The 26,278-nt window shown below is 71.2% G+C and carries 23 protein-coding genes; 18 read left to right on the top strand and 5 right to left on the bottom strand.

Features of this window, described 5'->3' with window-relative positions; genetic code table 11:
• Positions 1–84: 84 nt before the first annotated feature.
• The 3 genes from OG522_RS24100 (at position 85) to tesB (ending at position 3,828) form a co-directional block, all read left to right on the top strand.
• Entirely contained in the window at positions 85–1,695 is a 1,611-nt protein-coding gene (locus OG522_RS24100) for a PucR family transcriptional regulator ligand-binding domain-containing protein (RefSeq protein ID WP_443074840.1), read from the top strand.
• A 63-nt stretch (positions 1,696–1,758) separates the two neighbouring features.
• Positions 1,759–2,916, top strand: a complete 1,158-nt coding sequence (locus OG522_RS24095) for an acyl-CoA dehydrogenase family protein (protein WP_329465076.1) — start codon at positions 1,759–1,761, stop codon at positions 2,914–2,916.
• Between the two features lie 33 nt (positions 2,917–2,949).
• Positions 2,950–3,828, top strand: a complete 879-nt coding sequence (tesB, locus tag OG522_RS24090; protein WP_329465075.1) for an acyl-CoA thioesterase II — start codon at positions 2,950–2,952, stop codon at positions 3,826–3,828.
• 262 nt (positions 3,829–4,090) lie between these two features.
• Here the strand turns inward: tesB and OG522_RS24085 are convergent, their stop codons facing one another.
• Together OG522_RS24085 and OG522_RS24080 are read right to left on the bottom strand one after the other, a co-directional pair.
• Complete coding sequence (locus OG522_RS24085; RefSeq protein ID WP_329465074.1) at positions 4,091–4,861, bottom strand: phosphatase; 771 nt, start codon at positions 4,859–4,861, stop codon at positions 4,091–4,093.
• Positions 4,862–4,950: 89 nt separating this feature from the next.
• Entirely contained in the window at positions 4,951–5,547 is a 597-nt protein-coding gene (locus OG522_RS24080; protein WP_329465072.1) for an SACE_7040 family transcriptional regulator, read from the bottom strand.
• 118 nt (positions 5,548–5,665) lie between these two features.
• On the opposite strand from OG522_RS24080, the gene OG522_RS24075 reads away from it, so the two are divergent.
• From OG522_RS24075 to OG522_RS24020, 12 genes are all read left to right on the top strand, one after another.
• On the top strand, positions 5,666–7,303 hold the full coding sequence (locus OG522_RS24075; RefSeq protein ID WP_329465071.1) for a carboxyl transferase domain-containing protein: 1,638 nt from the start codon (positions 5,666–5,668) through the stop codon (positions 7,301–7,303).
• 74 nt (positions 7,304–7,377) lie between these two features.
• The gene (locus OG522_RS24070) at positions 7,378–9,339 is read left to right on the top strand and encodes an ATP-binding protein (RefSeq protein ID WP_329465070.1); all 1,962 of its coding nucleotides are present in this window, start codon (positions 7,378–7,380) and stop codon (positions 9,337–9,339) included.
• Positions 9,336–10,271, top strand: a complete 936-nt coding sequence (locus tag OG522_RS24065; RefSeq protein ID WP_329465069.1) for a hydroxymethylglutaryl-CoA lyase — start codon at positions 9,336–9,338, stop codon at positions 10,269–10,271. The genes OG522_RS24070 and OG522_RS24065 overlap by 4 nt, the downstream gene beginning before the upstream one ends.
• Positions 10,272–10,273: 2 nt before the next feature.
• Positions 10,274–11,434 (top strand): acyl-CoA dehydrogenase family protein, encoded by a 1,161-nt coding sequence (locus OG522_RS24060; protein ID WP_329465068.1) that lies wholly within the window; start codon positions 10,274–10,276, stop codon positions 11,432–11,434.
• Between the two features lie 259 nt (positions 11,435–11,693).
• Positions 11,694–11,891: a hypothetical protein gene (locus tag OG522_RS24055; RefSeq protein WP_329465067.1), complete on the top strand. Its 198-nt coding sequence runs from the start codon at positions 11,694–11,696 to the stop codon at positions 11,889–11,891.
• A gap of 44 nt (positions 11,892–11,935) precedes the next feature.
• Positions 11,936–12,580 (top strand): GNAT family N-acetyltransferase, encoded by a 645-nt coding sequence (locus tag OG522_RS24050; RefSeq protein ID WP_329465066.1) that lies wholly within the window; start codon positions 11,936–11,938, stop codon positions 12,578–12,580.
• Positions 12,581–12,691: 111 nt separating this feature from the next.
• Entirely contained in the window at positions 12,692–13,720 is a 1,029-nt protein-coding gene (locus OG522_RS24045; protein ID WP_329465065.1) for an ABC transporter substrate-binding protein, read from the top strand.
• Between the two features lie 2 nt (positions 13,721–13,722).
• Entirely contained in the window at positions 13,723–14,562 is an 840-nt protein-coding gene (locus tag OG522_RS24040) for a siderophore-interacting protein (RefSeq protein WP_329465064.1), read from the top strand.
• A 227-nt stretch (positions 14,563–14,789) separates the two neighbouring features.
• Complete coding sequence (locus tag OG522_RS24035; RefSeq protein WP_329465063.1) at positions 14,790–16,238, top strand: pyridoxal phosphate-dependent decarboxylase family protein; 1,449 nt, start codon at positions 14,790–14,792, stop codon at positions 16,236–16,238.
• A complete protein-coding gene (locus OG522_RS24030; RefSeq protein ID WP_329465062.1) occupies positions 16,222–17,517 on the top strand; it encodes a lysine N(6)-hydroxylase/L-ornithine N(5)-oxygenase family protein in 1,296 nt (431 codons plus the stop codon). The genes OG522_RS24035 and OG522_RS24030 overlap by 17 nt, the downstream gene beginning before the upstream one ends.
• Positions 17,514–18,071: a GNAT family N-acetyltransferase gene (locus tag OG522_RS24025; RefSeq protein WP_329465061.1), complete on the top strand. Its 558-nt coding sequence runs from the start codon at positions 17,514–17,516 to the stop codon at positions 18,069–18,071. The genes OG522_RS24030 and OG522_RS24025 overlap by 4 nt, the downstream gene beginning before the upstream one ends.
• Complete coding sequence (locus tag OG522_RS24020; RefSeq protein ID WP_329465060.1) at positions 18,068–19,879, top strand: IucA/IucC family protein; 1,812 nt, start codon at positions 18,068–18,070, stop codon at positions 19,877–19,879. The genes OG522_RS24025 and OG522_RS24020 overlap by 4 nt, the downstream gene beginning before the upstream one ends.
• 67 nt (positions 19,880–19,946) lie before the next feature.
• Here the strand turns inward: OG522_RS24020 and OG522_RS24015 are convergent, their stop codons facing one another.
• Complete coding sequence (locus tag OG522_RS24015) at positions 19,947–21,542, bottom strand: beta-N-acetylhexosaminidase (protein WP_329465059.1); 1,596 nt, start codon at positions 21,540–21,542, stop codon at positions 19,947–19,949.
• Positions 21,543–21,799: 257 nt separating this feature from the next.
• On the opposite strand from OG522_RS24015, the gene OG522_RS24010 reads away from it, so the two are divergent.
• Together OG522_RS24010 and glmS are read left to right on the top strand one after the other, a co-directional pair.
• Positions 21,800–22,081 carry a hypothetical protein gene (locus OG522_RS24010; protein WP_329465058.1) on the top strand — a complete coding sequence of 94 codons (282 nt, stop codon included), beginning with the start codon at positions 21,800–21,802 and terminating at the stop codon, positions 22,079–22,081.
• 56 nt (positions 22,082–22,137) lie between these two features.
• Positions 22,138–23,955 carry a glutamine--fructose-6-phosphate transaminase (isomerizing) gene (gene glmS, locus OG522_RS24005; protein ID WP_329465057.1) on the top strand — a complete coding sequence of 606 codons (1,818 nt, stop codon included), beginning with the start codon at positions 22,138–22,140 and terminating at the stop codon, positions 23,953–23,955.
• A gap of 124 nt (positions 23,956–24,079) precedes the next feature.
• Here the strand turns inward: glmS and OG522_RS24000 are convergent, their stop codons facing one another.
• A complete protein-coding gene (locus OG522_RS24000; protein WP_329465056.1) occupies positions 24,080–24,649 on the bottom strand; it encodes a GPR1/FUN34/YaaH family transporter in 570 nt (189 codons plus the stop codon).
• A gap of 165 nt (positions 24,650–24,814) precedes the next feature.
• Complete coding sequence (locus tag OG522_RS23995; RefSeq protein ID WP_329465055.1) at positions 24,815–25,336, bottom strand: universal stress protein; 522 nt, start codon at positions 25,334–25,336, stop codon at positions 24,815–24,817.
• A gap of 433 nt (positions 25,337–25,769) precedes the next feature.
• Here OG522_RS23995 and OG522_RS23990 point away from each other — a divergent pair, with 433 nt between their 5' ends.
• Entirely contained in the window at positions 25,770–26,090 is a 321-nt protein-coding gene (locus tag OG522_RS23990) for a hypothetical protein (RefSeq protein WP_329465054.1), read from the top strand.
• The last annotated feature ends 188 nt before the right edge of the window (positions 26,091–26,278 follow it).

Here is a 26,278-nt window from a genome sequence, read left to right as displayed (position 1 = left end):
GGCACGACCTTAGGTGGCCGGTCAGCCACACTGAAGTGTACGTTTCCTCCACTTATCACGCTGCCGATGGATGGATCGTCCACCATGCCGGACCCGACCGCTCCGCCCACACCGCCCATCACCCTCGGCGCGCTGCTCGCCCGCGCCGAGCTCGGGCTGCACCGGATCGCCGGGCCGCCGGACGCCGAGATCCGCTGGGTGCACACCTCGGAGATGGCCGACCCCTACCCGTATCTGCTCGGCGGGGAGCTCCTCATGACGGCGGGCGTCCAGCTCGGCGACCCGGAGCGCTACGTGTCCCGGGTCGTGGCGGCCGGGGCGGCGGCGCTGGGCTTCGGGGTGGCACCGGTGTACGAGGAGGTGCCGTCCGCACTGGTCGCGGCGTGCGAACGGCACGGGCTTCCGCTGCTTGAGGTGCCGCCCCGCACGACGTTCTCGGGGGTGGCCCGTGCGGTGTGGCTGCTCATGGCGCGGGCGCGCGAGGACGAGCTGCGGCGGGTGAGCGAGGCGCAGCGGGCCCTCGCCACGGCGGCGTCCCGCCCCGATCCGGTGGGGGCGGTGCTGCGGGTGCTGGCGGGACGGCTCGGAGGGTGGGCGTCGCTGGTGACGCCGGAGGGGTCGGTGCCGTACGCGGCGGGGCGTGAGCCGTCGGGCCCGGCGTGGGCGGCGCTGCGGGGGCTGGTGGGGGTGGTGGCGCCTTCGGCGGATCTTCCCCGCCCCGCCCCTTCCCGAAAGCCTCCGAAGCCTGTGGCGGATGGTTCGTCGGCCCCGGACCGTCCGGCGGGCCGGGGGCTGTGCCCCCAGACCCCCGCTCCGCATACGCGGGAGGGGCTGGAGATGCCCGAGGAGCAGCGGAGCCCTGCGCCCACCCGGCAACAAGCCGGATCACCGGCGGCGCACGCCCTCACCGCCACCGATACCGTCGACGGCACCCACCTCACCGCCTATGCCCTCACCGGCCCCCGCCGCCTGGCCCTCGCCCTCGCCGCCCCGCAGCGTGCCCCCGGCGACCACACCATCGCCGGCGTCGCGGCCGTACTCCTCACCCTGCTCACCGCGGAGCGGCAGGGCGCGGACGAGGCCGCCCGTTCGGCCGCGCTGGTGCGGATGATGCTCGGCGCCGCGCCCGAAGAGGCCGGAGCGCCGCTCGGGGCGGGGCCCTGGGTGGTCGTGCACGCCCGGGGCACGGGCACCCCGCCCGACCTGGGAACCCCGCTCATCGACACGGCCGGGCCGACCGTACGGGCCCTCGTTCCGGCCGACCGCGAGGTCACCCCGCACCCCGGCTGGACCCTCGGCGTCAGCGCCCCCGCCGCGCTCGACGGGCTCGCGGTCGCCGACCGCCAGGCCGCCCGCGCCCTGGCCCGCGCGGAGGCGACCCGGGCCCCGCTCGCCCGGCACCGCCCGGCCGGGTTCACGGCCCTGCTCGACCCCGCGGAGGCCGCCGCCTACGCCGGTGAACTGCTCGCCCCGCTCAGCGACCCACTGCGTACCACCCTGCGCAACTGGCTTTCGCTGCATGGCAGTTGGGACCGTACAGCCGTCGCGCTCGGGGTGCACCGCAACACCGTGCGGCAGCGGATCGGCCGCTGCGCGGCGCTGCTCGGTGCCGATCTCGACGACATGGACGTACGCACGGAACTGTGGCTGGCACTCAGAAGTGCTGAGGCTCACTCTGGACAGCCGAGTGACTGACGGGTAACTTCGATATTCAACCTGAGCAAGCGCTTAGCCAACTGCCAGTCGAGGAGGGCGTCCGTGCGCCGTACCGTTTTCAACGAGGACCACGAGGCGTTCCGGGAGACCCTGCGCGCCTTCATCGAGGCCGAGGTCGTCCCCGTCTACGACGAGTGGTTCGCCGCGGGCATCGTGCCGCGCGAGTTCTACTCCAAGCTGGCCGACCTGGGCGTCTTCGGCATCCGCGTGGACGAGGAGTTCGGCGGCGCCGGCATCGACTCGTACAAGTTCGAGGCCGTGATGTACGAGGAGACGGCTCGCGCGGGCGTCCAGTTCGGCGGCTCCGGCGTGCACGTGCTGCTCGGCCTTCCCTACATAAAGATGCTCGCCTCCGACGAGCAGAAGAAGCGCTTCCTGCCGAAGTTCGTCACCGGCGAGGAGATGTGGGCGCTTGCGATGACCGAGCCGGGCACCGGCTCCGACCTCGCGGGCATGAAGACCACCGCCAAGCTCTCCGATGACGGCTCGCACTACGTCCTCAACGGCGCCAAGACCTTCATCACCGGCGGCGTGCACGCCGACCGCGTGATCGTCTGCGCCCGTACCGCCGCGCCCACCGCCGAGGACCGCCGCCACGGCATCTCGCTGTTCGCCGTGGACACCAAGGCCGAGGGCTACTCGGTGGGCCGCAAGCTCGACAAGCTGGGCCTGAAGACCTCGGACACCGCCGAGCTGGCGTTCGTCGACGTCAAGGTTCCGGTCGAGGACCTCCTGGGCGAGGAGAACAAGGGCTTCTACTACCTCGGCCACAACCTCGCCTCCGAGCGCTGGGGCATCGCGTTCGGCGCCTACGCGCAGGCCAAGGCCGCCGTCCGGTTCGCCAAGGAGTACGTGCAGGACCGCACCGTCTTCGGCAAGACGGTCGCCTCCTTCCAGAACACCAAGTTCGAACTGGCCGCCTGCCAGGCCGAGGTGGACGCCGCCGAGGCGGTCGCCGACCGCGCCCTTGAGGCGCTGGACGCCGGCGAGCTGACCCCGGCCGAGGCCGCCTCCGCGAAGCTGTTCTGCACCGAGGTCGCGCACCGCGTCATCGACCGCTGCCTCCAGCTGCACGGCGGCTACGGCTTCATGAACGAGTACCCGATCGCCCGGCTGTACGCCGACAACCGCGTGAACCGCATCTACGGCGGCACCAGCGAGATCATGAAGTCGATCATCGCCAAGGACATGGGACTGTAGGGCCGGTCACCGCCGACCTGTACAACTACCTTCATGCATCAGGCACTTGAGAGCCTCCTCGATCTGCTCGACCTGGAGCGGATCGAGGAGGACATCTTCCGGGGGCACTCCCGCTCGGCGGTCGTCCCCCGCGTCTTCGGCGGTCAGGTGGCCGCCCAGGCGCTCGTCGCCGCGGGCCGCACCGTCCCCGCCGACCGGACGGCCCACTCGCTGCACGCGTACTTCCTGCGCATGGGCGACCCGGCCGCGCCGATAGTCTACACGGTCGACCGCATCCGCGACGGCGCCTCGTTCACCACCCGCCGCGTCGTCGCCATCCAGCACGGGCAGCCGATCTTCCACCTCTCCGCGTCGTTCCAGACGTACGAGGAGGGCATGGAGCACCAGGCCGACATGCCGCCGGCGCCGGACCCGGAGTCGCTGCCGACGGCCGCCGAGATGCTGCCGCGCTACGCGGACGCCTTCCTGGACGAGGGCGTGGTGGACCGCATGCTGGAGGCCCGCGCGGCCGTCGACCTGCGGTACGTGGACGCGCCGCCGTGGGGCAGCGTGGGCACTCCGCGCGAGCCCCGCTCGCAGGTCTGGTTCCGCACCAACGGCAAGCTGGCGGACGACCCGCTCCTCCACGTGTGCCTGGCAACGTACGTCTCCGACATGACGCTGCTCGACTCGGTGCTGCTGGCCCACGGGCGCGGCGGCTGGGCGGTCGGCGACGTGGTGGGCGCCTCGCTCGACCACGCGATGTGGTTCCACCGGCCGTTCCGGGCCGACGAATGGCTGCTGTACGACCAGGAGTCGCCGTCGGCGTCCGGCGGGCGCGGGCTCGGTCAGGCCCGCATCTACACGCAGGACGGCCGCCTCGCGATCACCGTCATCCAGGAGGGCGTCGTCCGCGTCCCGCGCCGCGGATGACCCCGGGGGCGCCGGGGGACGGCCTGCCGCGCACTTCCCCGCGCCCCTGACCCGCATTCGCCTGCGGACCGTGCATGGTTACTCGCGCAGTTCCCCGCGCCCCCAAAACCCTTCGGTCCGCGGACCGTGGTCGCATCTCGCGCAGTTCCCCGCGCCCTTTAGCTGCTCGGGGCTGGGCGGCGTAGGCATGCCTAGCCCGTCCGGCGGTTGAGGGCGGGCGCCGTTGAGGTGCGGTACGGGGTCTGGGCCGGAGCCCCAGGGGTCAGGGGGTCAGGGCTGCCGCGTCCAGCAGGTAGGCCGTCATCGGCTCGTACGAGCGCGGGTCCAGGACGTGGTCGTCCAGCGGGACCGTCACCTGGAGCGTCCCTTCGGCCTCGCCGATGAACAGCGCGGGGTCGTTGCTGTCCGCGTACCCCATCGCGTCCACGCCGAGCTGACCCGCGCACCCCGCCCAGCCGTGGTCGGCGACCACGAGGTCCGGCGGGGTGTCCAGGCCCGCCAGGATCGCCCGCATCGGCTCCGGCGAGTGGGTGTGCCACAGGCTCGCGCCCCGCTCGAAGACGGCGACATCCGCGAACTGCACGACGTACCCCTCGTCCGCGGTGAGCCCGCCCGGAATCCGTACGATCTCGCAGCCCGCCGCACGCAGCCCGGCGGCGACACGGCTGTGTACGTCGATGAGCGCGCCCGGGTGCCCGGTCGCGAACAGCACCCGCTCCCGCCCCGCCGCCGCCTTGCGCAGCCGCGCCGCCATCCGCTCCAGACCGTCCACGGTCAGCTCGGGGTCGATGGTGTCCTGGCCGGTGCGGTGCCCGGGATCGTCCACGACGCCGCAGCGCTCCGCCATCACGGCCAGCACGTCCTGCTCGTCGGTCCAGCGGTCGCCCAGCTCCAGGCCCAGCCAGTAGTGGCGGTCGCCGTTGGCGAGCTTGCGGTAGTGGGAGAGGTTGTTGTCGCGGGGAGTGGCGACCTCACCCGCGATACGGGTGCGGACCAGGTGGTCGACAAGGGCGGCTCGGCTGGGTATCGGCATGCGGCCATTCTGCCCCGCGGGCGCCGTCGGCGGCCGCGGTGTTCCGCGCAGCGGACGCAGGCGCGGCCGGCGCCGGCGCCAGGGCGCGCTCAGTGCGCGTCCAGCGCGGCGAAGGCCCCGTGCGCCAGACGGCGCAGCAGTTCCTCGGTGGCCGCCCGCCCCGGAAGTCCCGCGCCGTGCGAGCCGAGGTGCGGCGTCGAGTTGAGCAGGCCGAACACCGCGTGCACCGCGCCGCGCACCTGCGCCTCCGCGACCGGCGGATACAGCTCGCGCACCACGCCGACCCACAGCTCGACGTACTGCCGCTGGAGCTGGCGCACCAGTTTGCGGTCGCTGTCGCGCAGCCGGTCGAGTTCGCGGTCGTGCAGGGTGATCAGTGCCCGGTCGTCCAGGGCGAAGTCGATGTGGCCGTCGATGAGCGAGCCGAGCAGCCGCTCGGGGTCGCCCGCCGCCTCGGCGACCCGCTTGCGCCCGCCGTCGTACAGCCGCCCGCTGATCCCGACGAGCAGTTCGGCGAGCATCGCGTCCTTGCCCGCGAAGTGCCGGTACAGCCCGGGGCCGCTGATGCCGACCGCGGCCCCTATCTCGTCCACGCCGACGCCGTGGAACCCGCGTTCGGCGAAGAGGCGGGCGGCCTCGCGCAGGATCTGCTCGCGGCGGGTCGGGGCGTCGGTGCGGGTGCTCATGAGAAGTCATTCTAGACAATGGGGTTAGCGCTCGTTAACCTGAGCGAAACGAGTTAACGGTCATTAACCTTTTCGTTGACTTGGCGGCGTAGGCGTACGGGCAAGGGGGCTCGACACGATGCAGCAGGCACCGGTCCTGGGGAGTGCTGGGGGTACCCCCTGGACGGAGTCCTTGGGGGACGATCCCGCCTCCGAGGCCTGGCGGGCCAACGAGGCGGCGCACCACCAGCTGGGCGAGGAGCTGCGGGCCAGGCTCGCGGCGGCCCGGCTCGGCGGCGGCGAGCGGTCCCGTCAGCGGCACGTCGCGCGCGGCAAGCTGTTGCCGAGGGACCGGGTGGACGCCCTGCTCGACCCCGGCTCGCCCTTCCTGGAGCTGGCGCCGCTCGCCGCCGAGGGGATGTACGGCGGGCAGGCCCCCGCCGCCGGGGTGATCGCCGGGATCGGACGGGTCAGCGGCCGCGAGTGCGTGATCGTCGCCAACGACGCCACGGTCAAGGGCGGCACGTACTACCCGATGACGGTCAAGAAGCACCTGCGGGCCCAGGAGGTGGCGCTCGAAAACCGCCTCCCCTGTCTCTACCTCGTCGACTCGGGCGGCGCGTTCCTGCCCATGCAGGACGAGGTCTTCCCCGACCGCGAGCACTTCGGGCGGATCTTCTACAACCAGGCCCGGATGTCCGGCGCGGGCATCCCGCAGATCGCCGCCGTCCTCGGTTCCTGCACGGCCGGCGGGGCGTACGTTCCCGCGATGAGCGACGAGGCCGTGATCGTCCGCAACCAGGGCACGATCTTCCTCGGCGGCCCCCCGCTGGTGAAGGCGGCGACCGGCGAGGTCGTCACGGCCGAGGAGCTCGGCGGCGGCGAGGTCCACTCCCGCGTCTCCGGCGTCACCGACCACCTCGCGGAGGACGACGCGCACGCGCTCAGGATCGTCCGCAACATCGTCGCCACGCTCCCCGAGCGCGGCCCGCTCCCGTGGTCCGTCGAGCCCGTCGAGGAGCCGAAGGCCGACCCGTTCGGGCTCTACGGCGCCGTGCCCGTCGACTCGCGCACGCCCTACGACGTACGGGAGGTCATCGCCCGGGTCGTGGACGGCTCGCGCTTCCAGGAGTTCAAGTCGGAGTTCGGGCAGACCCTGGTCACCGGGTTCGCGCGGATCCACGGCCACCCGGTCGGGATCGTCGCCAACAACGGCATCCTGTTCTCCGAATCCGCCCAGAAGGGCGCCCACTTCATCGAGCTGTGCGACCAGCGCGGCATCCCACTGGTGTTCCTCCAGAACATCTCGGGCTTCATGGTCGGCCGTGACTACGAGGCGGGTGGCATCGCCAAGCACGGCGCGAAGATGGTGACGGCGGTCGCCTGCACCCGCGTGCCGAAGCTGACGGTCGTCGTCGGCGGCTCCTACGGCGCGGGCAACTACTCGATGTGCGGGCGGGCCTACAGCCCCCGCTTCCTGTGGATGTGGCCCAACGCCAAGATCTCGGTGATGGGCGGCGAGCAGGCCGCCTCGGTCCTCGCGACCGTCAAGCGCGACCAGTTGGGCGACGACTGGAGCGCCGAGGACGAGGAGGCCTTCAAGGCTCCCATCCGCGAGCAGTACGAGACCCAGGGCAACGCCTACTACGCGACCGCCCGGCTGTGGGACGACGGGGTGATCGACCCGGTGGACACCCGCCAGGTCCTCGGGCTCGCCCTGACCGCCTGCGCCAACGCCCCGCTCGCCGACCCCGGCTTCGGCGTCTTCCGGATGTGACGGACATGAGCGATGTGACGACGTCCACGTCGACTCCTACGACGTCCATGCCGACTTCTACGTTGAGGGCTCCCATGTTCACGACAGTGCTCGTCGCCAACCGGGGCGAGATCGCCGTCCGCGTCATCCGCACCCTGCGCCGGCTCGGCGTCCGCTCGGTCGCCGTGTTCAGCGACGCGGACGCGGACGCCCGCCATGTCCGCGAGGCGGACACGGCGGTACGGATCGGTCCCGCGGCCGCCTCCGAGAGCTATCTGCGCGCCGACCGCCTCATCGAAGCGGCGCGGCGCACCGGCGCGCAGGCCGTCCACCCGGGCTACGGCTTCCTCGCCGAGAACGCGGCGTTCGCCCACGCCTGCGCCGAGGCCGGCCTGGTCTTCATCGGGCCGAGCGCCGACGCGATCTCCCTGATGGGCGACAAGATCCGCGCCAAGGAGACCGTGCAGACGGCCGGGGTGCCGGTGGTCCCCGGCTCCTCGGGCAGCGGCCTGACGGATGGTCAACTGGCCGACGCCGCACGGGAGATCGGCATGCCCGTGCTCCTCAAGCCGAGCGCGGGCGGCGGCGGCAAGGGCATGCGCCTGGTCCGCGACGAGGCGCTGCTCGGCGACGAGATCGCGGCCGCCCGCCGCGAGGCCCGCGCCTCCTTCGGTGACGACACCCTGCTCGTGGAGCGGTGGATCGACCGCCCGCGCCACATCGAGATCCAGGTCCTGGCCGACGGCCACGGAAACGTGATCCACCTCGGCGAACGCGAGTGCTCGCTCCAGCGCCGCCACCAGAAGATCATCGAGGAGGCGCCCAGCGTCCTGCTCGACGAGGCGACCCGCTCCGCGATGGGTGAGGCGGCCGTCCAGGCGGCCCGCTCCTGCGGATACTCGGGCGCGGGCACGGTCGAGTTCATCGTGCCGGGCAGCGACCCCTCCTCGTACTACTTCATGGAGATGAACACCCGCCTCCAGGTCGAGCACCCGGTGACCGAGCTCGTCACCGGCCTCGACCTGGTGGAGTGGCAGCTCAGGGTGGCCGCGGGCGAGCAACTCCCCCACGAGCAGAAGGACGTCACCCTCACCGGCCACGCCATCGAGGCCCGCATCTGCGCCGAGGACCCTTCGCGCGGCTTCCTGCCGTCCGGCGGCACGGTCCTCGCGCTCCGCGAGCCGCAGGGCGACGGCGTCCGCACCGACTCGGGCCTCTCGCCCGGCACCGAGGTCGGCAGCCTGTACGACCCGATGCTGTCCAAGGTCATCGCGTACGGACCCGACCGGGCGACGGCGCTGCGCAAGCTGCGCGCGGCGCTGGCCGACACGGTGACCCTCGGCGTACCCACCAACGCAGGGTTCCTGCGCCGCCTGCTGGCCCATCCGGCCGTGGTGGCGGGCGAGTTGGACACGGGCCTGGTCGAGCGTGAGGCGGATTCCCTCGTGCCGGACGGCGTACCGGACGAGGTGTACGCGGCCGCCGCGGCGGTACGGCTCGACGCGCTGCGGCCCACCCCGGCCGGCTGGACGGATCCGTTCTCGGTGCCGAGCGGCTGGCGGATGGGCGGCGAGGCGGCGCCGCTGGTCCTCTCCCTGCGCGTACCGGGGCTGGAGCCCGTCACGCATGCCGCGCGCCCGGCGGCGGACCTCGGCCCGGACCGGGTCACCGTGGAACTGGACGGCCTGACCCACACCTTCCACCGTGCCGGGCACTGGCTCGGCCGGGACGGCGACAGCTGGCACGTCACCGATCACGACCCCGTGGAGGCCGCCCTCAGCGGCAGGACCCATGGCGGCGCCGACACCCTGGCCGCGCCCATGCCCGGCACGGTCACCGTGGTCAAGGTGTCCGTCGGGGACGAAGTGGTCGCCGGGCAGAGCCTGTTGGTGGTCGAGGCGATGAAGATGGAGCACGTCATCTCCGCCCCGCACGCGGGCACGGTCACCGAGCTCGACGTCACCCCGGGCTCGACCGTGGCCATGGACCAGGTGCTGGCCGTCGTCACCCCGGCCACCGAGGACACCACCGCCGACTCCTCCGAGGAGACCTCATGACCCTCCCCATGGTCGTACCGGCGCAGGACCTCCCGGCCCGTGTCCGCATCCACGAGGTCGGGGCGCGCGACGGGCTGCAGAACGAGAAGTCGGTCGTGGCGACCGAGGTCAAGGCCGAGTTCGTGCACCGCTTGGCCGCGGCGGGCCTGACCACCATCGAGGCGACGAGCTTCGTGCACCCCAAGTGGGTGCCCCAACTCGCGGACGCGGAAGCCCTGTTCCCGATGCTCGGCGACCTGGACGGGGTGGCGCTCCCCGTCCTCGTACCGAACGAGCGGGGCCTGGACCGGGCGCTCGCGCTCGGCGTCGACCGGATCGCGGTGTTCGCCAGCGCCACCGAGTCGTTCGCCAAGGCCAACCTGAACCGCACCGTGGACGAGTCGCTCGCCATGTTCGAGCCGGTCGTCGCCCGCGCCAAGGCCGACCGGGCGCAGGTGCGGGGCTATCTGTCGATGTGCTTCGGCGACCCCTGGGAAGGCGCGGTGCCGGTGCACCAGGTGGTGCGGGTCTCCAAGGCCCTGATGGACATGGGCTGCGACGAACTGAGCCTGGGCGACACCATCGGCGTGGCCACGCCCGCCCACGTCCAGGCACTGCTCGCCGAGCTCAACGAGGAGGGCGTGCCGACCAGCGCCATCGGGGTGCACTTCCACGACACCTACGGCCAGGCGCTGTCCAACACGCTCGCCGCCCTCCAGCACGGGGTGAGCACCGTGGACGCCTCGGCCGGCGGCCTCGGCGGCTGCCCCTACGCCAAGTCCGCCACCGGAAACCTCGCCACCGAAGACCTCGTGTGGATGCTCCAGGGCCTCGGTATCGACACCGGGGTCGACCTCGGCCAGCTCACCGCCACCAGCGTGTGGATGGCCGGACAGCTGGGCCGCCCCAGCCCCTCCCGCACCGTGCGTGCCCTCTCCCACCAGGAGTCGTAGCCATGCCCCTCGACCACCGTCTCACCTCCGAGCACGAGGAACTCCGCCGTACCGTCGAGGAGTTCGCGCACGACGTCATCGCCCCGAAGATCGGCGACTTCTACGAGCGCCACGAGTTCCCGTACGAGATCGTCCGCGAGATGGGCCGCATGGGCCTGTTCGGGCTGCCCTTCCCCGAGGAGTACGGGGGCATGGGCGGCGACTACCTCGCGCTCGGCATCGCCCTGGAGGAGCTGGCCCGCGTCGACTCGTCGGTGGCCATCACCCTGGAGGCGGGCGTCTCGCTGGGCGCGATGCCGATCTTCCGGTTCGGCACGGAGGAGCAGAAGCGGGAGTGGCTGCCGAAGCTGTGCTCGGGCGAGATGCTGGGCGCGTTCGGCCTGACCGAGCCGGACTGCGGCTCGGACGCGGGCGGCACCCGGACCACGGCGGTGCGCGACGGCGACGAGTGGGTCATCAACGGCTCGAAGTGCTTCATCACCAACTCCGGTACGGACATCACGGGCCTGGTCACCGTCACCGCGGTCACCGGCCGCAAGGAGGACGGCCGCCCGCTGATCTCCTCGATCATCGTCCCGTCCGGCACGCCGGGCTTCACGGTCGCGGCCCCGTACTCGAAGGTCGGCTGGAACGCCTCGGACACCCGTGAGCTGGCCTTCTCGGACGTACGCGTCCCGGTGGCGAACCTGCTCGGCGAAGAGGGCCGCGGCTACGCCCAGTTCCTGCGCATCCTGGACGAGGGCCGCATCGCCATCTCGGCGCTCGCGACCGGGCTCGCGCAGGGGTGTGTGGACGAGTCGGTGAAGTACGCCAAGGAGCGGCACGCGTTCGGGCGGCCGATCGGCGAGAACCAGGCCATCCAGTTCAAGATCGCCGACATGGAGCTGCGGGCCCACATGGCGCGGGTCGGCTGGCGCGACGCCGCGTCCCGTCTGGTGCACGGCGAGCCGTTCAAGAAGGAGGCGGCGCTCGCGAAGCTGTACTCCTCGACGGTGGCGGTCGACAACGCGCGCGAGGGCACGCAGATCTTCGGCGGCTACGGCTTCATGAACGAGTACCCGGTGGCCCGCATGTGGCGCGACTCCAAGATCCTGGAGATCGGCGAGGGCACGAGCGAGGTGCAGCGGATGCTGATCGCACGTGAACTGGGTCTGCCCGCGTAGGAGTTGATGGGGTTGGGCGGGGCCGGGTCGCGACAGACCCGGCCCCGCCGCGCTGTACGGAGCACCCGCGTCCGGCCGCCCCTTTCGCGGCGGGCGAGACCCGGCCCCTTCGCATCGCGAGGTGGCTCCGCCCCCTCCCCTTCCCGCACCCGCCCCGGACCCGCCCCCGCCGCATCGCACGGTCGGCCAGGGTCCCCCGATGGAGTGGCGCCGCCGCGTCGGACCGGCGGCCGCGCGCCCCGGGCCGCACCCTGTCAGGGTGACCCCGCCCCACTGCCCGAACTGTCCCGGCCGCCCCGCGCTGTGGAAGGACACCTCCACCACCGCCCCGGGCGCCGCCGACCGCTGGCACTGGCACTGCTCCGCCTGCCTGCGAACGTACGAGCCGAGCCCCTCGCACAAGGTGCGGTTCACCTACGCACCGCTGAGCCGACAGGCCTCGCTGCTGGGGCGGTGACCAATTCGTTCGACAGACGTGGGGCCGCCCGGCACGGTGGGTCCATGGAACCCGACGCCTGGTGGCCCCCGTACGGCCTCCGCATCCTGACCCCGCGCCTCGAACTGCGCCTGCCGGACCCGGAGTTGCTGGCCGACCTCGCCCAGGTGGCGGCGGACGGAGTGCACGAGCCGGACCGGATGCCGTTCACCGTCCCCTGGACCGACGGCTCCCCCACCGACCGCGGCCGGGCGGTCTACCAGCACGTCCTGGGCACCGTCGCGAACTGGTCGCCGGGCGAGTGGGCGCTGAGCCTGGCCGTACTGCACGAGGGCGCCGTGGTCGGGCGGCAGGACGTGTGGGCGACCGGCTTCGCGGTGAGCCGCGAGGTCGAGACGGGTTCCTGGCTCGGCCTCGCCCACCAGGGCCGGGGCATCGGGACCGAAATGCGGGCGGCCGCACTGCACTTGGCGTTCGCCGGGCTCGACGCCCGCAGCGCGGTGTCGGCCGCGATGAGCGACAACCCGCGTTCGCTCGGCGTCTCGCGCCGTCTCGGCTACCGCCCCGACGGCCTGCGGACCGTCGTCGTCCAAGACCGGGCAGTCACCCTCCAACGCCTGCGTCTGGACCGGGCCGACTGGACGCGCCACCGCACCGTCGACGTGCGCCTGGAGGGGCTTGAGGGGTGCCGGGCGATGTTCGGCGCGTAGACCCCGGCGGGCGGGCGGCCACTGGACAGCTAATGAGGTTAGGCTAACCTATGTTCGCACCCAGCCGGTGGCCGGTCCCCGGCGCGTCGTACGTATGAAAGCGGACCCGTCATGCCCTTTGCCCGAGCGTCCCTGCCCACCCGTCGCAGCCTGCTGGCCATGGGCGGGGCCCTCGGGATCGGGGCGGCGCTGACCGCCTGCGGCGGCAAGAAGGACGGCACGGCGAGTGGGGACCAGGCGGCCGCCAAGTCCGGGCCCTGGTCCTTCAAGGACGACCGCGGCCAGACGGCCCGGACCAAGTCCATGCCGAAGAACATCGTCGCGTACACCGGTACCGCGGCCGCCCTCTTCGACTACGGGATCCAGGTCAAGGGCGTGTTCGGGCCGACGAAGACCAAGGATGGCAAGGCCGATGTGCAGGCCGGAGGCCTCGACATCAGCGAGGTCGAGATCATCGGCAACACCTACGGCGAGTTCAGCGTCGAGAAGTACGCGGCGCTCCAGCCCGACGTGCTGCTCACCGACATGTGGCAGAAGGACGTCCTCTGGTACGTGCCCGACAACAGCAAGGACAAGATCCTCAAGCTCGCCCCCAGCGCCGCCCTGTGGGCGGCCGACCAGAGCATGCCCACCGCTCTACAGCGCCGCGCGGACCTCGCCAAGTCCCTTGGCGCCGACCTGAACGCACCCAAGGTGACCGCCGCCAAGGCCGCCTTCGAGAAAGCCTCCGCGCGGCTGCGCGCCGCCGCCAAGGCCAACCCGGGCATCAGGGTCCTGCTGGGCTCCGCGAGCCCCGACCTGTTCTACGTCTCCGAGGCCAAGCGGAGCTGTGACACCCGGTACTTCCAGGAGCTCGGCGTCCAGTTCGTCACCCCGAAGGTCGACGCGCAGGGCTTCTTCGAATCGCTCAGCTGGGAGAACGTCGCCAAGTACCCGGCGGATCTGATCCTGATGGACAACCGCACCGGCACCCTCCAGCCCGGCGACCTCGGCAACAAGCCCACCTGGGGCCGGCTGCCCGCCGTCAAGGCCCATCAGGTCGTGCCGCGCCTGACCGAGCCGATCTACTCCTACGCGCGGGTCGCCCCGATCGTCGACGCGCTCGCACAGGCCATCGAGAACGCGAAGAAGGTCGCCTGACCGTGCCGACACCCGCCGGGACCACCACCGCCCCCTTCCGTCTCTTCGACCTGCGCGTGGTTCGGGCCCGGCGGCTCGGCCCGTCGCTGACGCGGGTCACCTTCACCGGCTCCGGCGGCGAGGACCTCGCGTCCTTCGCCGCCGGGGGCCGCGACCAGAGCCTGTCGCTCTTCCTGCCGCACCCCGGCCAGGAGGCCCCCGTACTCCCGTCGGCCGACTGCGCCGAGAACTGGTGGGGCGCCTACCGCGGGCTGCCCGACGACGTGCGGGCCGTGATGCGTTCGTACACGGTCCGCGCGCAGCGCCGCGGCCCCGACGGCGGACCCGGCGAGATCGACATCGACTTCGCCCTGCACGCCGACGGCGGGCCCGCCTGCCGCTGGGCGGGCTCGGTGCGGCCGGGGGCGCGGGTGACCGTGCTGGGACCGGCGATTGAGGACAACACGGCGGTACGCTTCCGGCCGCCCGCCGGGACCGACTCCGTGGTCATCTGGGCCGACGAGACCGCCCTGCCGGCCACGGCTGCCATCCTCGAATGGCTCCCGGCCGGGACCCCGGCGCACATCTGGCTCTCGGTCCCCCACGAAGGCGACCGCCTGGCCCTGCCGACCCGGGCCGCCGCCGAGGTGACGTGGCTGACGGGTTCGTCCGCACTGGGCTCCATCGGTGCCGCGACCCTGCCCGGGGCCTCCCCCTACGTATGGATCGCGGGCGAGGCATCCGAAGTGCGTTCGCTGCGGCGGCACTTCGTGAACGAGCGAGGCATCGACCGGGCCCGGGTCACCTTCGTCGGCTACTGGCGCCGCGGCCGTTCGGAGGACGAACTCCGCGCGGCGGCGTAGCGCGCCTCCGGGCACTTCCGGGCCCGCCCGCGGATCGCGGTTGGTCGGCCCGGCCCCCTGAAGGGCTTCGTTCAACCCGCCCCAACGAGCGGGTGAATGGCCAAAGAGGGCTGCCCCCGGATTGAGGTCGCTAGTTAGGTTAGGCTAACCTCACTTCGAGATCGCGGCCCTCGCCCCATTCCTTCCAGTCCGGAGGGCCCGCACCCCCGATCCGGGAGGACACCCGCATGCGCTCGCACCTGCTCAACGACACCACCGCGGAGCACTACCGTCGCTCCGTGACCGAAGGGGTCGAGCGGGTGGCGACCAAACTCGCCACGACCCGGCGGCCGTTCACCGGAGCGGGCGTCGACGACCTCGCGCCGCTCATCGACGCCATCGACCTCGACACCCCCCTCAACGACACCTCCGCCGTCCTGGACGAGCTGGAGGACGTCTACCTCCGCGACGCCGTCTACTTCCACCACCCCCGCTACCTCGCCCACCTCAACTGCCCCGTCGTCATCCCGGCGGTGCTCGGCGAGGCGGTGCTCTCCGCCGTCAACTCCTCCCTGGACACCTGGGACCAGAGCGCCGGCGGCACCCTCATCGAGCGGCGCCTCATCGACTGGACCAACGGCCGGATCGGGTTCGGACCCGCCGCCGACGGCGTGTTCACCAGCGGCGGCACCCAGTCCAACCTCCAGGCGCTGCTCCTGGCCCGCGAGGAGGCCAAGACCGCCGACCTCGCGAAACTGCGCATCTTCGCCTCCGAGTGCAGCCACTTCAGCGTGCAGAAGTCCGCCCAGCTCCTCGGCCTCGGCCGCGATGCCGTGATCGCCGTCCCCACCGACCACGCCAAGCGCATGCAGAGCGTCGGGCTCGCCCGCGCCCTGGAGCGCTGCGTCAGCGAGGGCAACGTCCCCATGGCGGTCGTCGCCACCGCCGGCACCACCGACTTCGGCTCCATCGACCCGCTGCCCGGCATCGCCGAGCTCTGCGCCCAGTACGACACCTGGATGCACGTGGACGCCGCCTACGGATGCGGCCTGCTCGCCTCCCCCACCCCCGCCCGCCGCACCCTGCTCGACGGCATCGAACGCGCCGACTCCGTGACCGTCGACTACCACAAGTCCTTCTTCCAGCCGGTCAGTTCGAGCGCCGTGCTGGTCCGCGACGGGGCCACGCTGCGCCACGCCACCTACCACGCCGACTACCTCAACCCGCGCCGCGCCGCCGAGGAGCGCATCCCCAACCAGGTGGACAAGTCGCTCCAGACCACCCGCCGCTTCGACGCCCTCAAGCTGTGGATGACCCTGCGCACCATGGGCGCCGACGGGGTGGGCGCGCTCTTCGACGAGGTGTGTGAACTGGCTGAGCAGGGCTGGGAATTGCTCGCAGGGGACCCCCGGTACGACGTCGTCGTGCGGCCCTGCCTGTCCACCCTCGTCTTCCGCTACGTCCCCAACGCCGTCACCTCGCCCGCCGAGATCGACCGCGCCAACCTCTACGCCCGCAAGGCGCTCTTCGCGTCCGGCGAGGCGGTCGTCGCCGGGACCAAGTCCGGCGGCCGCCAGTACCTGAAGTTCACCTTGCTCAACCCCGAGACGAGCGTCACCGACATCGCCGCCGTCCTCGATCTGATCGCCGGCCACGCCGAGCAGTACCTGGGAGAGAACCTTGTCCACGCGTCCTGAAGCCCCCGGCCCGTCCGAGGCGTACGACTTCATCGGGATCGGGCTCGGCCCCTTCAACCTCGGCCTCGCCTGCCTCACCGAGCCCATAGCCGAGCTGACCGGCCTCTTCCTGGAGACCAAGCCGGACTTCGAGTGGCACTCCGGGATGTTCCTCGAAGGCGCCCACCTCCAGACCCCGTTCCTCTCCGACCTGGTCACCCTGGCCGACCCGACCTCGCCGTACTCCTTCCTCAACTACCTGAAGGAATCAGGGCGGTTGTACTCGTTCTACATCCGCGAGAACTTCTATCCGCTGCGCACCGAGTACAACGACTACTGCCGCTGGGCCGCCGGGAAGCTGAGCTCCGTCCGCTTCAGCCAGAGCGTCGCGTCGGTGACGTACGACGAGGGGAGCGAGCTGTACGCCGTGGCTACCACCACCGGCGAGACCTTCCGCGCCCGCTGCCTCGTCCTCGGCACCGGCACCCCGCCGCACATCCCCGAGCCCTGCCGGGGCCTGGGCGGCGACCTCCTGCACAACTCCCGTTATCTGGAGCACAAGGAGGCCCTCCAGGCCAAGGAGTCGATCACGCTCGTCGGCTCGGGACAGTCCGCCGCCGAGATCTACTACGACCTGCTCTCCGAGATCGACGTCCACGGCTACCGGCTGAACTGGGTGACGCGCTCGCCCCGGTTCTTCCCGCTGGAATACACCAAGCTGACCCTGGAGATGACGTCTCCGGAGTACATCGACTACTTCCACGCACTGCCCGAGGCCACCCGCTACCGGCTCGAAGCGACGCAGAAGGGGCTCTTCAAGGGGATCGACTCGGAGCTGATCGACGCCATCTTCGATCTGCTCTACCAGAAGAACCTCAAGGGCCCCGTCCCCACCCGACTGCTCACCAACTCGGCTTTGAAGGCGACGAGTTACGACGCCACCAGGGGTACATACACGCTCGGTCTGCGCCAGGAGGAGCAGGAGAAGGACTACACCCTCACCACCGAGGGCCTGGTGCTCGCCACCGGCTACCAGTACGCCGAGCCGGAGTTCCTGAAGCCCGTCTCCGCCAGACTGCGGCGCGACGGCCGCGGGCGCTTCGACGTGGCCCGCAACTACTCCATCGACACCACCGGCCACGGCGTCTTCCTCCAGAACGCCGGCGTGCACACCCACTCCATCACCTCGCCCGACCTGGGCATGGGCGCCTACCGCAACGCGTACATCATCGGCGAGCTGCTCGGCCGCGCGTACTACCCGGTCGAGAAGTCCATCGCCTTCCAGGAGTTCGCCATATGAACACCCCCGCCTCCGGCCCGTTCGCCTTCCGGCCGCTCGACACCCTGTCCGACGCCGAGCTCGTCCACTCCTGGGTGACCCACCCCAAGGCCGCGTTCTGGCTGATGCAGGACGCGAAGCTCCAGGACGTCGAGCGCGAGTACATGGCGATAGCCGCGCACCCCCACCACCACGCCTTCATCGGCCTCCACGACGGCGAGCCCGCCTTCCTCATGGAGCGCTACGACCCGGCGCACGTCGAACTCGTCGGCCTGTACGAGCCGCTGCCGGGCGACGTCGGCATGCACTTCCTGGTCGCCCCGACCCAGACCCCGGTGCACGGCTTCACGCGGGCCGTCATCACCGCCGTGATGCGGGAACTGTTCGCCGACCCGGCCACCGAGCGCGTCGTCGTCGAACCGGACGTGCGCAACGAGGCGGTGCACGTCCTCAACGCGGCCGTCGGCTTCGAGATCGCCAAACGGATCGCCAAGCCCGAGAAGGACGCCTACCTGTCCTTCTGCACCCGAGAGCAGTTCCGTACGGCGCGAGCCGGAGAGGCGGCAGCCCGATGACCACCGAGACCGCGGTCGCCCACCTCAACCCCGCGCGCTGGGCCGAGGCCAACCGGCTGCTGATCCGCAAGGCACTCGCCGAGTTCGCCCACGAGCGGCTGCTCACGCCCGAGCCGCTCGGCGACGGCCTTTCCCGAGGTCCCGGCCGCGCTCGACCGGGGGAGACCGCGTTTCGCGTCCGGAGCGACGACGGCCGCGTCGAGTACCGCTTCACCGCGTCCCGCTTCGCCCTCGACCACTGGCAGGTGTTCGCCGAGTCCATATCGCGACACGGCCGCGAGGGCCAACTCCCGCTCGACGCACTCGACTTCTTCATCGAGATGCGCACCGCGCTCGGTCTGAGCGACGAGATCCTGCCGGTGTACCTGGAGGAGATCTCCTCCACCCTCTCCGGCACCGCGTACAAACTGACCAAGCCGGAGATCACCTCCGCCGAGCTCGCCCGGTCCGGCTTCCAGGCCGTCGAGACGGGCATGACCGAGGGCCACCCCTGCTTCGTGGCCAACAACGGACGGCTCGGCTTCGGCGTCCACGAGTACCTCTCGTACGCCCCGGAGACCGCGAGCCCGGTCCGGTTGATCTGGCTGGCGGCCCGCCGCGACCGCGCCACCTTCACGGCAGGCGCGGGCCTGGATCACGAGGCGCTGATGCGCGCCGAACTCGGCCAGGACACCCTGGACCGGTTCGCCGCTCGGCTGGCCGAACGCGGTCTGGACGCGGACGACTTCCTCCTGCTGCCGGTGCACCCCTGGCAGTGGTGGAACAAGCTGTCGGTCACCTTCGCCGCCGAGATCGCCCAGGAGCGCCTGGTGCTGCTCGGCGAGGGCGACGACGACTACCTGGCCCAGCAGTCGATCCGCACCTTCTTCAACACCAGCGACCCGGCCAAGCACTACGTCAAGACGGCTCTCTCCGTCCTCAACATGGGCTTCATGCGCGGGCTTTCGGCCGCGTACATGGAGGCGACGCCCGCCATCAACGACTGGCTGGCGGGGGTGATCGCGGCCGACGAGACGTTCCGCGCGGCCCGGTTCTCCATCATCCGCGAGCGGGCGGCGATCGGGTACCACCACGAGCAGTACGAGCGGGCCACCGACCGGTACTCGCCCTACCGCAAGATGCTGGCCGCGCTGTGGCGCGAGAGCCCCGTGCCGTCCCTTGAGCCGGGCGAGCGGCTGGCCACGATGGCCTCGCTGCTCCACACCGACCACACCGGCGCGTCCTTCGCGGGCGCCCTGATCGCCGAGTCGGGCCGCACCCCCACCGAGTGGCTGCGCGGCTACCTGGAGGCGTACCTGGTCCCCGTCCTGCACGCCTTCTACGCCTACGACCTGGTCTTCATGCCGCACGGCGAGAACGTGATCCTCGTCCTCGCCGAGGACGGCACGGTGTCGCGGGCGATCTTCAAGGACATCGCCGAGGAGATCGCGGTGATGGACCCGGACGCGGTGCTCCCGCCGGCCGTGGAGCGCATCCGCGCGGACGTGCCCGAGGACATGAAGCTCCTGTCCGTCTTCACGGACGTCTTCGACTGCTTCTTCCGCTTCCTGAACGCGGCGCTGGTCACCGAAGGGGTCCTTGAGGAGTCCGCGTTCTGGGCGGAGGTGGCCAACTGTGTACGGTCGTACCAGGCCGCCAGGCCCGAACTGGCCGACGCCTTCAAGCAGTTCGACCTCTTCGCGCACGATTTCGCCCTTTCCTGCCTCAACCGCCTCCAGCTCCGCGACAACCGCCAGATGGTCGACCTGGCCGACCCCGCGGGGGCGCTCCAGCTGGTGGGCACGTTGCGCAACCCGATCGCGGGCTAGCCCGCCCGCTGCCGAACGCCGGGCGGGCGCATGCGACCCGTCCGGCGTTCGAGGACCGCGGGAGAACTCACACCCAGGGCACCACCGGCGAGCGGTAGTAGTTGATGCCCAGCGCGGTGAACCTCGGGCCCTGCTGGGCCAGCCGCACCTTGTACGACGCCCAGTCGTGCGTGGACACCGGCGACCACCCGATCTCCGCGATCCCCGGCAGCCGCGGAAACGCCATGTACTCGATCTGCGAGCTGTTGGTCAGCGTCTCCGACCAGATCGGCGCCTCGACGCCGAGCACGGCCCCCGCCGGCACCCCCTTCACGAAGGTGGCCGGATCCCACGCGTACGACTTGTCGACGTCGACGTACCCGGCCCAGCTCGTGCCGAGCGGAGACTTCGCGTCGTACTTCATGTCGAGGTAGGCGTGGTTCGCGGGCGACATCACCAGCTTGGTGCCGGCCTTGGCGGCGGCGGCGACCTGCGCCTCGTTGCCGAGCGTGCCCCAGTACTGGGCGATCGCGCCCTGCACCGGGGTGGCCCCGGTGATCTCGTGCCAGGCCATCACGGTCTTGCCGTACTTCTGGACAATGGGCTGCACCTTGTCCATGAAGGCGACATAGTCGGAGTGCGGCGTGGAGTGCGCCTCGTCGCCGCCGATGTGGAGGTAGGGACCGGGCGTCATCGCGGCGATCTCGCGCACCACGTCGTCGAGGAACTTGTACGTCACCGCCTTCGCCACGCACAGCGAACTGAAGCCGACGTTGGTGCCCGTGTACAGCGGGGGCGCGACGCCGTTGCAGTTGAGCTCGGCGTACGAGGCGAGGGCCGCGTTGGTGTGGCCCGGCGTGTCGATCTCGGGGACGACCCGCAGATAGTGGGCGGAGGCGTAGGCGATGATCGCCTGGTAGTCGGCCTTGGTGTAGGAGCCGCCCTTGCCGCCGCCCACCTGCGTCTGGCCGCCGTAGCCGGCGAGCCTCGGCCAGGAGTCGACGGCGATCCGCCAGCCCTGGTCGTCGCTGAGGTGCAGATGCAGCGTGTTGATCTTGTAGAGGGCGAGCTGGTCGATGTAGCGCTTGACCTGGTCGACGCCGAAGAAGTGTCGCGAGACGTCGAGCATCGCGCCCCGGTAGGCATAGCGCGGCCAGTCGGTGATCGTGCCGCCCGCGATCTTCCAGGGACCGGGCTGCTTCCCCTTCTTCTCCACGGCCGCGGGCAGCAGCTGCCGCAGGGTCTGTACGCCGTGGAAGAGCCCGGCCGGTTGGTTGGCGGTGACGGTGACGGCGCCGTTGCTTGAGGTGAGCCGGTAGCCCTCGTCACCCAGGGCCTTGTCGCCCGCGCCGAGCAGCAGCCGGATCCCGTCGGCGCCCGCGCCGCCGGTGACCGGCAGCGCGTACCCGGTGGAGGGGCGCAGCACGGCCGCCAGGTAGTCGCCGATCCGCTGGGTTTCGGGCGAGCCCGCGGCGACACGGATCACGGTGGCCGAGCCGATCGTGTAGGCGGAGCCGCCCGCGGTGACGGAGGCGGGCGCCGGGACGATCTGGCCCAGGGGGCGGGGCGCGCCCGCCGCGGAGGGCGGCGCGGAGGCCCCGATGCTGGTGAGCCCGGCGGCTGCCACCAGGACCAGCGAGCCGAGGAGCCGGGCGAGTGTCCTGTGCTGTCGTCTCTGTCTCACAAGCGGGTCCCTTCGGGGGGTCACGCGACTGTGGGGGGTGAGAGCCTGTGCAACCGAACACTCTCCATGGGACCCGGGGTCACGGCCGTGGTCAAGGTGGAGACCCGTCACAGCCGGGACGGCCCAGGCGGCCCTGGAGCGTCCAGGGAGCCAGGACCTGATCACTCTGGTCCAGACCATGACCGTGATCATGCGAATCCTGCCCGGATTCGGGCAGGATTCTTGCGTACGGCCCCGATTCCCCGCAATATCGACGGGTGCTCGAACGCCGCAGCCCGTCGTCACACGACGACCTCGTAGACCACCTGGTGCGCAGCACCGCGCTCCAGCGCGGTGAGGCGGCCCGGGTGATCCTCGACGTGCTGGCGTACTTCGACGAGACGTACGAGGAATTCGTCCGTCGGCGCCACCGTGAACTGCAGTCCGGTGGGGCCGTGAACGCGGAGATCTTCGAGCGGATCGCGGCCGAGCTGCCGCACCGCGCCGTGGCGCCACCGGAGCTCTCGCTCCGGCAGCTGCGCCGCATCGTCTACGGCTGAGCAGGCTTCGCGGCACCGCAGGAACTTGTGTACATCGATGGAGGGGCAGAGACTCTATGTGCGGAATCGTCGGTTATATCGGTAAGCGTGATGTTGCTCCGCTGCTGCTGGAAGGCCTGGCGCGGCTGGAGTACCGGGGCTACGACTCCGCGGGCATGGTCGTCAACACCCCCAAGTCCGGGGCCCTGAAGATGGTCAAGGCCAAGGGCCGCGTCCGCGACCTGGAAGCCCGCGTCCCCAAGCGCTTCACCGGCACGACCGGCATCGCGCACACCCGCTGGGCCACCCACGGCGCCCCCTCCGACCTGAACTCGCACCCGCACCTCGACCCCGAGAACAAGGTCGCCGTCGTCCACAACGGCATCGTCGACAACGCGGCCGACCTGCGCGGCAAGCTGGAGGCCGAGGGCGTCGTCTTCGCCTCCGAGACCGACACCGAGGTCATCACCCACCTCATCGCCCGCTCCCTGGCCGACTCCCTGGAGGAGAAGGTCCGCGAGGCGCTCAAGGTCATCGAGGGCACCTACGGCATCGCCGTGATGCACGCCGACTTCGCCGACCGCATCGTGGTCGCCCGCAACGGCTCCCCGGTCATCCTCGGCATTGGCGAGAAGGAGATGCTCGTCGCCTCCGACGTCGCCGCGCTGATCGCCCACACCCGCCAGGTCGTCACCCTCAACGACGGCGAGATGGCGACCCTGAAGGCCGACGACTTCCGGACGTACACGACCTCGGGCACGCTCACCAACGCCACCCCCGAGACCGTCGAGTGGGAGGCCGCCTCCTTCGACATGGGCGGCCACGACACGTACATGCACAAGGAGATGAGCGAGCAGGCCGAGGCCGTCGACCGCGTGCTGCGCGGCCGCATCGACGACCGGTTCTCGACCGTGCACCTCGGTGGCCTGAACCTGGACGCCCGCGAGGCTCGTGGCGTGCGCCGCATCAAGATCCTCGGCTGCGGCACCTCGTACCACGCCGGCCTCATCGGCGCCGGCCTCATCGAGGAGCTGGCCCGCATCCCCGCGGACGCCGAGCCGGCCTCCGAGTTCCGCTACCGCAACCCGGTCGTGGACCCCGACACCCTGTACATCGCGGTCTCCCAGTCGGGTGAGACGTACGACGTGCTCGCGGCGGTGCAGGAGCTCAAGCGCAAGGGCGCCCGCGTGCTCGGCGTCGTGAACGTGGTCGGCTCCGCGATCGCCCGCGAGGCCGACGGCGGCACCTATGTGCACGCCGGCCCCGAGGTCTGCGTCGTCTCCACCAAGTGCTTCACCAACACGGTCGTCGCCTTCTCGCTGCTCGCCCTGCACCTCGGCCGGATCCGCGACCTGTCGGTGGCCGACGGCAAGCGGATCATCGAGGGCCTGCGCAAGCTGCCCGGCCAGATCGAGGAGATCCTGGCCATGGAGCCGGAGATCGAGAAGCTGGCCCAGGAGTACGCGGGCGCCCAGTCGATGATGTTCATCGGGCGCGTGCGCGGCTACCCGGTCGCCCTGGAGGCCTCCCTGAAGCTCAAGGAGATCTCCTACATCCACGCCGAGGCCTACCCCGCCTCCGAGCTGAAGCACGGCCCGCTCGCGCTGATCGAGCCCGCGCTGCCGACGATCGCGATCGTCCCCAACGACGACCTCCTGGAGAAGAACCGCGCCGCACTGGAGGAGATCAAGGCCCGCAGCGGCCGCATCCTCGCGGTCGCGCACCAGAACCAGGAGAAGGCCGACCACACCATCGTCGTGCCGAAGAACGAGGACGAGCTGGACCCGATCCTCATGGGCATCCCGCTCCAGCTCTTCGCGTACCACACGGCGCTGGCGATGGGCCGCGACATCGACAAGCCGCGCAACCTGGCCAAGTCCGTCACCGTGGAGTAGCCAGTAGGCACGCGTCCCCGTCGGGACACGTCCGTACGCAGCACGAAGGGCGACCCCCGCCGGCCCGGCGGGGGTCGCCCTCCTGTGTGCCGGCGCTGCCCAACCGCCGGCGCGCGGCTGCCGTTCAGCCGGTGGCCGTCACTCCCCGGCCGGCAGCGCGTCGGGGCATCGCGGTCGGCCATTTGGCGAGCGAGGCCGTCGCTCCGTACCAGGCCACGGCGCCCGCGACGGCGGCGAGCCAGCCCGCGGCCCTGGTGAGCACCGAACTGTCGGCGAACTGGCCGACGGCCAGCACCACGAGAGCCAAGAAGAGCAGGCCGTACGTGCCCTGCCTGAAGAGCCCGCCGCCCGCCGAGCCCGCGGCCAGACTCAGCGCCAGGAGCGCGAAGAGAACCAGGAAGAGACCCGAGGCGTTGGCCGAGAACTTGGTCTGCGCGCCCGCGGCCCAGGTGAACCAGAAGGCGCCCAGGCCCGCGAAGGCGGTGCCGGTGAACGCGTCGTGCTCGCGGAAGGCGAGGACGCCGAGGACGAACAGGCCGATGCCGCCGACGTAGGTCGCGATCGAGACCGCGTCGGCCACGGTCACGCCGTCGATCACGCGGGTGGTGCCGATGCCGAAGGCCAGCAGGGTGAGTCCGAGGGCGAGGTGACCGAGCGTGGAGGTGGTGCTTCCGGCGGAGACTTCGTTGTCCACGGCGGGCTCCCTTCATGTGCAGTTGTGCTGCTTCCCAGCAAGCCTCACCTACCCTTCACAAGGGCACAATCCACCCCTACGCGCTGGTAGATTCGCTTACGGGCAAAGGAAGTTGACGCCTCATCAGTCAAACGTCGACCGGGTCTCAACCGGGACAACGACCGATTACGGGATGACGACGACCGGGCGCTGGGCGCGGCGCGCGAGGCGGCCCGCGACGGAGCCGAAGATCCGCCCGACGAGGCCGTGCGTGGAGCCGACGACGATCGCGTCCGCCGCGTACTCTCGCCCGACTTCTTCCAGTTCGTGGCAGATGTCGCCGCCGCGCTCGACCAGGATCCAGGGGACCTCGGCGAGGTAGTCCGCGCAGGCGAGTTCGAGGCCGAGCACCTCGGTGCGGTGGTCCGGCACGTCCACGAAGACCGGCGGCTCGCAGCCCGCCCACACCGTGGTGGGCAGCCGGTTCGCCACATGGACGATGATCAGGCCGGAGCCCGACCGCTTGGCCATGCCAATGGCGTAGGCCAGCGCGCGCTCACTGGACGTCGAGCCGTCGAAACCGACGACGACGCCGTGGCGGAATGCGGGATCGCAGGAGTGACGTGGTTCTGTCGCCGCCTCGAGGGCCGACGCGGGGTCGGCTACCTGCTTGCGGTCCGCGGGTTCGGAGTATTCGTGACCGGCCATGGGTGTCTCGGCGAAGGAGGTCCTCAGTCGGGGGACAGCGGGGACAAGAGATCAACAACGAGTCGGCGGCGAGGCTGTGTCCGGGAATCATCTTCCCAAGCCCATACCCCCAAGGGTACGGCGACACTCCTCTCCTGCCCAGAGCCCGCCGAACCTACTCGGCGTTCCCCGGAGCATGCACGAGCCCGCCCCGGATGGCAATGCCCGGTGGCCGCTACAGCAGTCCTGGCGGCCGGTTCCGGACCCGGACCGATGATCTTCCAGTGACCGGACCGGACCCTGTCGCGTTAGGCACGCGGATCCCCGACACCGATCAGGAAGCAGCTTCCCCGTGCCCGCTCCCCCGGTCGCCCGGCTCTCCCCTCCGTCCGGCCCCCGCCACCGGGCGTCCGGGCCGCCGCCCGCGGCTGAAACCGTACGTACCAACCGGTCCGTGAACACAGAACCACTCTCGGCCAGTGCCGCGAACCCCGCCGACACGGCGAGCGAGGTCGTGCGATGGGCGGCGTTCAGCTGCTTCCTCGTGCCGGTCGTGCTCGTGGTCTACGGTGCCTCGTTCGCCGGGGCGGCCGGCTCCGCGGTGGGCCTGGCGGCCGTGACCACGGCGTGCCGGCTACTCCTGCGCCAGTCCGAGCGGGCGGCCGCCAGAGAGCTCGCGCAGCGGTCGCTTCCGGCGTCCGGACGGCACGGCCGGATGGCTCCACGAGGGCGCCGCGGCGGGCGCCACAGCGGGGGATGGACACCGGGAGGCTGAGGCTTTCGTACGCCTGCACCCATATGTTTTCAGCCAACTTCCCCCCGTGCCGGATCCCTTGGCGAAATGGCCTGTCAACCCCCTTGCCACCAGGGAGGAAAGGACCATTGGGGCCGCTTGCACCATACGGGTACGGGCCATCCCTATGAGGCGCACTTCCCTGCGGGCCCCCGCGGGTGAAACGCTTC

It is taken from the genome of Streptomyces sp. NBC_01431 (assembly GCF_036231355.1).
In the GTDB taxonomy this organism is placed as follows: Bacteria; Actinomycetota; Actinomycetes; order Streptomycetales; family Streptomycetaceae; genus Streptomyces.
The sequence above is the reverse complement of the archived record's forward strand: the minus strand, read 5'-3'. Positions and strand labels throughout refer to the sequence as shown.